Annotated in this window: 6 protein-coding genes and 1 pseudogene; 5 read left to right on the top strand and 2 right to left on the bottom strand. The window is 71.0% G+C overall.

What is annotated here, in order from left to right; translation table 11 throughout:
- Nucleotides 1-777: COG1470 family protein (locus GCU69_RS26300; RefSeq protein ID WP_456243377.1), on the bottom strand; the 777-nt coding region annotated here is incomplete at its 3' end.
- A gap of 87 nt (nt 778-864) precedes the next feature.
- Entirely contained in the window at nt 865-1488 is a 624-nt protein-coding gene (locus GCU69_RS26295; RefSeq protein WP_098753135.1) for an eCIS core domain-containing protein, read from the bottom strand.
- 261 nt (nt 1489-1749) lie between these two features.
- On the opposite strand from GCU69_RS26295, the gene GCU69_RS26290 reads away from it, so the two are divergent.
- The 5 genes and pseudogenes from GCU69_RS26290 to GCU69_RS26275 form a co-directional block, all read left to right on the top strand.
- On the top strand, nt 1750-3369 hold the full coding sequence (locus tag GCU69_RS26290) for a phage tail sheath subtilisin-like domain-containing protein (RefSeq protein ID WP_156207367.1): 1620 nt from the start codon (nt 1750-1752) through the stop codon (nt 3367-3369).
- A gap of 71 nt (nt 3370-3440) precedes the next feature.
- Nucleotides 3441-3887: a phage tail protein gene (locus tag GCU69_RS26285; protein ID WP_098753133.1), complete on the top strand. Its 447-nt coding sequence runs from the start codon at nt 3441-3443 to the stop codon at nt 3885-3887.
- A complete protein-coding gene (locus tag GCU69_RS26280) occupies nt 3887-4393 on the top strand; it encodes a hypothetical protein (protein ID WP_098753132.1) in 507 nt (168 codons plus the stop codon). The genes GCU69_RS26285 and GCU69_RS26280 overlap by 1 nt, the downstream gene beginning before the upstream one ends.
- Nucleotides 4390-4548: a DUF6760 family protein gene (locus GCU69_RS32830; protein ID WP_098753131.1), complete on the top strand. Its 159-nt coding sequence runs from the start codon at nt 4390-4392 to the stop codon at nt 4546-4548. Before GCU69_RS26280 ends, GCU69_RS32830 begins: the two co-directional genes overlap by 4 nt.
- Nucleotides 4549-4559: 11 nt before the next feature.
- A pseudogene (locus tag GCU69_RS26275) lies at nt 4560-5033 on the top strand (hypothetical protein); the annotation flags it as partial.

Raw genomic sequence — 5033 nt, 5'->3', positions numbered from 1 at the left:
GGCGCTGGGGTTGGCGGCCTTCTCGGTGGCGAGGCTCTGCACGGTGGGGGCCCGGGTGAACCACAGGATGACGAACACGATGGCCAGCGCCAGCAGAATGCTGAACGTCGCCAGAATCCAGTGCGGCAGCACACTGCGCTGCACATACGTGCCGTCCACCGGCAACGGCTCCGTACCCGAACGCTGCACCGCCAACTGGAACGGACGCGTCTCCTTCCGCCCGAACCACGTCACCGCCTGCGGCCGCACCGTCGACCTCACAAACGCGGCCCGACCCGGCTCGATCTGCACATTCGACGGATGAATGTCGAACCCCAGCTGATCACTGGACTCCACACCCGTCACCGAAGCCGTCAGCTTCACATTCCCCAGATTGTCCACCGCCAGCACCGGACGACCCCGGAACCGCCCCTTCACCACCGGCGGCACCAACTCCGCCCGCATCTCCGTGAACGGCGTCACCGTCAGATTGCCCTCCACCACCACCGCGGCCTCGGGACGCTCCGTCGGAACAGTCTGCACACCAAACGGATTCGGCCCCGCCGTCGCATCCGGCGACCGCGGCGGCGCGAACTGCAACTCCACCGTCCCCGTCGACCCCGGATACAACTTCACACTCGCCGGCTCCACCCGCACCCACAACGCCGGATCCCCCACCGGCACAACGCGGTACTCATCCACCACATCACCGGTATTGCGCAACCGAAGCCGCACCGTCACCGCCGCCCCCGCATCCACCGTCGCGGAAACCGGCTCAAGAGAAGTCCACACACTCAAGACGTCGAACACTTTCTGCTGTGCGAGCCGTACTCGGCGCCCGGCGCCGGACGCCCCCGCCTGTCCGGCGGGCTGCTCGGCGGGGATCTACTCGGCGGTCCGGTTTCCGGCGGGATTGCTCAGGGCGTCCCGCGCGAACTGCGTGGCGTCCGTCTCGCCGCTGTCGCCGGGACTGCTCATCTTCGTGCCGTCGCCCATGTCGGTGCCCGGCACGCTGCCGGCCATCTGCTGGTCACGGTGGCGGACCTCGTGAATGAGCATCTCCATGCCCGACGGCGTGCTCGGGTTGTAGCGGCCGCGCTGGAAGGCGATGTGCTGCCCGGACGTGTAGGCGTCGGCGTTGATGCCCGCCGCCGACTCGTGGGCCGCGGAGTCGGTGTGGATGCGCACGTCCTCGTACCGCTTGCCGGTGTAGTACTGCAGCTTGTCCTGGACGCTGGTCTCCAGCGGCCTGCCCGGCCGGTTGACGACGTCGACCGGGCTCACCCGGCGCTGTACGGGCGTCTCGTGGCCGCAGCCGCTGCCGTGCGCGTGCCGTTCCTGGTCCAGCAGCCGGGACACCGCCGCGTTGCCGGCGGTCCGCTGGAGGGCGAGGATGTCCGCCGGAGTGCGCCCCGCCCCGGCGGGGCCGGGCGCCGGCGCGGTCCTGGACGGCGGAGCGGGACGGTGCTCCTGGGCGACGTCACGGCCGGCCGGTTCCTGGATACGCATGCGTTTGCTCGCCTCATCGCTCGAGAAGTGCGGTGTATCCAGACGTACCGCCGCGCGGGGAGGCGGAGAAAGAGCCGTTCGGGCAGTCGCGGGGGCAGCGCGCGCGGCGTCCCGCGGCGATCCCGGGGAGGTTCACCGGACCGGGCTGCCTCAAGGGGCAGGACGCGTGCCCCCGACCAGGTACCGGCGGCCGTTTCGGCGCGCGCGTGACAGGCGCGAGTCTGAGCAGCGTCACATCGTGTACCCCGAGGAGAGCTCAGCATGCCGTCGTATCTGTCGCCGGGCGTCTACGTGGAGGAGGTGGCCGGTGGCTCCCGCCCGATCGAGGGAGTCGGCACCTCCGTCGCGGCCTTCGTCGGCCTCGCGCCGGAAGGACCGCTCAACCAGCCGACGCTGGTGACCAACTGGACGCAGTATGTCGCGGCCTTCGGCGATTTCACCGAGGGGTACTACCTGGCACATTCCGTCTACGGCTTCTTCAACAACGGCGGCTCGGCCGCCTACGTGGTGCGTGTCGGCGGTACGCCCGGTGGAGCGAACGGCGACGCCGGTTCCGCGGACGGCGCCCCGGCGCAGGTCTCCGGTGCGGCCGGCCGTTCCGCGCTGCCCGCCGGGGAGCCCCGGCAGCTCGGCAAGTTCAAGGTGTCGGCGATCGCCCCGGGCGAGAGCGGCTCCGGCCTGAGCGTCGAGGTCACCGACCCGGAGGGGGAGGGTCCCGCCGACCGGTTCCGCCTGGTCGTCAAGGACGGCGACAAGGTCGCCGAGACCTTCGACGTCTCGGCCAAGAAGACCGGCCGGAACTACGTCGTCACGCAGGTCAAGGAGCGCTCGAAGCTCATCGTCGTGGAGGAGGCCGCTCCCGCCGGGCAGCTGGCCCGGCCCGACAACCAGACCGTCGCGCTCGCCGCCCCGTCCACCGCGTCCGTCGCCCGTGCGGCCGACGGCTCCGGCGCCTCCCCGGCGGTCGGCAACCCGGGCGCCGGTGACTACCTCGGCGACTCCGCCGACCGCACCGGCTTCGGCGGCCTGGAGGCCGTGGACGAGGTCTCCATGGTGGCCGTCCCCGACCTGATGGCCGCGTACCAGCGCGGCGCGATCGACCACGAGTCGCTCAAGGCCGTCCAGCTCGGGCTCATCGCGCACTGCGAACTCATGGGCGACCGCGTCGCCGTCATCGACCCGCCGCCCGGCCTCAACGCCCGCGAGGTCCGGGTCTGGCGGCAGGAGACGGCCGGCTACGACTCCAAGTACGCCGCCCTCTACTACCCCTGGATCAAGGTCTTCGACCCCTCCACCGGCAAGGGGCAGCTGGTGCCGCCGAGCGGCCACGTCGCCGGCATCTGGGCCCGCAACGACTCCGAGCGCGGCGTCCACAAGGCCCCGGCCAACGAGGTCGTGCGCGGCGCCGTCGACCTCGAACTGCAGATCACCCGCGGCGAGCAGGACCTGCTCAACCCGATCGGGGTCAACTGCATCCGGTCCTTCCCGGGCCGCGGCATCCGGGTCTGGGGTGCCCGCACCCTCTCCTCCGACCCGGCCTGGCGCTACCTCAACATCCGCCGGTACTTCAACTACCTGGAGGAGTCGATCCTGATCGGCACCCAGTGGGTGGTGTTCGAGCCGAACGACCAGGCGCTGTGGGCCCGCATCCGGCGCAACGTCTCCGCGTTCCTGGTCAACGAGTGGCGCGGCGGCGCGCTGTTCGGCTCCCGGCCGGAGGAGGCGTACTACGTCAAGTGCGACGCCGAGACGAATCCGCCGGAGTCCGTCGACCTGGGCCGCGTCATCTGCGAAGTCGGCATTTCGCCGGTCAAGCCCGCCGAGTTCGTCGTCTTCCGGCTGGCGCAGTTCTCCAGCGGTGGCGGCGAGCTGGACGAGTGACCGGACCGGGCTCGTGACCGCACGCCGCTGACGCAGAGAACGCAGACAAACCAGAGAAGGACCGCAGCCACATGAGTCTTCCCAATCCCGACGACGCCCTTGTAGCACTCAACTTCGGCATCCAGATCGACGGTGTCATGGTCGAGTACCTGCAGAAGGTCGAGGGCCTGGTGATCGAGCAGGACGTCATCGAGTTCTCGCAGAACTCCGGCCAGGGGATCTACACCACCAGCAAGATGCCCGGCGCCCAGAAGGCCGGACAGGTCACCGTCACCCGCGGTATGACGGACTCGGGCGCCTTCACCGAATGGATCAACGATTCCATTCAGGGCAACATGAGCAGCGCCCGCAAGAACGCCACCATCATCATGATGGATTACGAGGACAACCCGGTGAAGCGCTTCAACATGCGCAACGCCTGGTGCCCCAAGGTCGAGATCAGCCCCGTCACGGCCGGCGAGGCGTCGGTCCTCACCGAGACCGTGACCATCACGTTCGAAGAATTGGTCATCGAGTAATGCGCCGTACGGCACCCCGACCGGCCTCGCCGGTCACCGGCGCCGCCTCCGACCGGGACCCCGGCACGTCCGCGGGCCCGGCGGAGGCGGCGGCCCCGGCCCAGAGCACGGCCGCGGCCCCCGAACCCCAGCAGAAGCTGCGTACCGAGTTCGAGTTCGAGCTGCCCCGCGGCTATGTCGACGACGCCGGAACCGTGCACCGGCACGGCGTGATGCGGCTGGCGACCGCCCGGGACGAACTCGTCCCGCTGCGGGACGTGCGCGTCCAGGAGAACCCGGCCTATCTGTCGGTGGTGCTGCTGAGCCGGGTCATCACCCGGCTGGGCACACTGCCGTCGGTGCACGACGGCGTGGTGGACGGCATGTTCGCCTCCGACCTCGCCTTCCTCCAGGACTTCTACCGCCAGGTCAACGCCGAGGGGCACACGCGTGCCGGGGTGACCTGTCCGCACTGCGAGCAGCCGTTCGAGGTCGAACTCGGCGGGAGCCGCCTGGGGGAATCGTGACGTACGCGGCCGACCGCATCCACGAGGAGGTCGCGTACATCGCCTACCACTTCCACTGGGGTCCGGACGACATTCTGGATCTGGAGCACGGTGACCGGCGCCGCTACGCGAGGCAGATCGCCGACCTCGTCACGCGCGCCGGCGCGGAGGGATGAGGAACGCGGCCATGGGAATTCTCGACCGGCTGCGGGGACGCACGGCGAACACCGGCACCGGGAGCCCCGGTGCCGGGCGTTCCGGCATGCCTGCCGGAGGGTCCGGCGACACGACTGCCGGGGTGCCGGACGGGGCGTCCGGCACGTCCCGCGACTCGGGGTCCGGCGCCCCGGCTCCCGCCGCCGCGGAGCGGACCCCGCCCGGCGGCGGGCCGCCCCCGGCGCCGATCCAGCGGATCACCGCGGGCGGCGGCCCGTCGGTGGCCCAGCAGAACTTCGGCCCGACCCTGCAGACCTGGCAGAACCCGTCGTTCGTCGGCGGGTCCCTCTCGCACGCCGTGCTGGACGACGCCCCGACCGGCGTCGTCCACGGCCTGCTGAGCGGGGCGGGACGGCCCCGTCCCGCGCCCGCGGTTCCGCTGTCGCTGCCCGTGCAGCGCTCGGAGGCGCCCGCCGCCCGCGCGCGGGGCGCCGAGCGGGCCGCC

Origin of the sequence: Streptomyces lycii (genome assembly GCF_009735685.1) — a bacterium.
Classification (GTDB): Bacteria; Actinomycetota; Actinomycetes; order Streptomycetales; family Streptomycetaceae; genus Streptomyces; species Streptomyces lycii.
Note: the sequence above shows the minus strand (reverse complement) of the source record. Positions and strands in the feature narration are given on the sequence as shown.

Excerpts from the sequence above, each read along its gene's own strand:
- GCU69_RS26295 (WP_098753135.1), bottom strand. The coding sequence starts at position 1,488 with ATGCGTATCCAGGAACCGGCCGGCCGTGACGTCGCCCAGGAGCACCGT.
- GCU69_RS26285 (WP_098753133.1), top strand. The coding sequence starts at position 3,441 with ATGAGTCTTCCCAATCCCGACGACGCCCTTGTAGCACTCAACTTCGGC.
- GCU69_RS26280 (WP_098753132.1), top strand. The coding sequence starts at position 3,887 with ATGCGCCGTACGGCACCCCGACCGGCCTCGCCGGTCACCGGCGCCGCC.
- GCU69_RS26290 (WP_156207367.1), top strand. The coding sequence starts at position 1,750 with ATGCCGTCGTATCTGTCGCCGGGCGTCTACGTGGAGGAGGTGGCCGGT.